The sequence below is a fragment of the Methylobacterium sp. P5_C11 genome (genome assembly GCF_054049775.1).
In genome coordinates this window covers 1-1,028 of sequence record NZ_JBFULS010000120.1, presented here as the reverse complement: position 1 = coordinate 1,028, position 1,028 = coordinate 1, and the positions used below count along the sequence as shown (strand labels likewise).

The 1,028-nt window shown below is 78.3% G+C and carries 2 protein-coding genes; both read left to right on the top strand.

From position 1 onward, the window contains the following. The coding region (locus ACXJKQ_RS27595; protein ID WP_457108851.1) for a DUF58 domain-containing protein at positions 1-402 on the top strand (402 nt) is incomplete at its 5' end. Between the two features lie 2 nt (positions 403-404). Then, the coding region (locus ACXJKQ_RS27590) for a nonribosomal peptide synthetase MxaA (protein WP_457108850.1) at positions 405-1,028 on the top strand (624 nt) is incomplete at its 3' end.

The following is a 1,028-nucleotide window of genomic DNA, read 5'->3' as shown; positions in this document are numbered from 1 at the left end:
CCCCGCGCGGGTCGCGGCTGCGCCGGCATGCTGGAGGCCGCGCGGMGGCTCGCCGGGCGGCCGAAGCTCGTCTTCCTCGCCTCCGACTTCCGCTGGCCGGAGAGCCTGATCGCCCGGGTCTTCGCCGCCCTGGCGCCGCACGACACGGTGCCGATCCTGCTCGCCGACCCCGCCGAGGCGGAGGCGCTGCCGGCCTTCGGCCTCGTCGAGCTCGACGATCTCGAGGGCGGCGGCCGCCGCGTGGTCCTGCTGCGCCCGAGCCTGCGCCGGGCCTGGATCGCCCGTGAGCGGGGCCGGATCGCCGCCCTGGAGCGCGCCGCCACGCCCTTCGCGCGCCGGGTCTTCCGCCTCGCCGGGCGCTTCGACGCCCAGGCGCTCACCCGCCACCTGATGACGACCTGAGCATGGGCGCGCGCGGTCCCGCCCTGCTGCTGGCCGGCCTCCTCGCCGGCGTCCTGGCCGCGCCCCTCACCCTGACGGCAGGCCCGGCCGCCGCGCAGGTGCGCTCCGTCGAGGTGCGCAGCCCGCGGCCCTTCGGGATCTTCCTGGGTGACCTGGTCGAGGCGCAGGTGGAGATCCTGGCCGATCCCGATTTCCGGCTGCAGCCCGCGACCCTGCCCCAGCCCGGTCCGGTGACCTACTGGCTCGACCTGCGCGCCGTCGCGGTCGACGACGCCCCGGCGGCCGGCGGCCGGCGGGTGCGCCTGCGCCTGACCTACCAGAGCTTCTACGCCGCCCTCGACGCCCGCACCCTGGAGGTGCCGGGTTTCCCCCTGACGCTGGCGAGCGCGGCGGCGACCGGCCGCACCACCGCCGCCGCCGTCCAGGTGCCGGGCTGGAGCCTCGGCGTCTCGCCCCTGCGCGAGGTGCAGCCGCAGCGGCGCGAGGATCCGGCCGAGTACCTGCGCCCGGACGGTCGTGGCGGGCGAATTGATCCGTCACCGGACGTCGCGGCGGCGGCGGGCCTCGGCGCCCTCGCCGGCCTCGCGGCGCTGGCTCTGGCGCACGACCGCGCCTGGGGGCCGTTC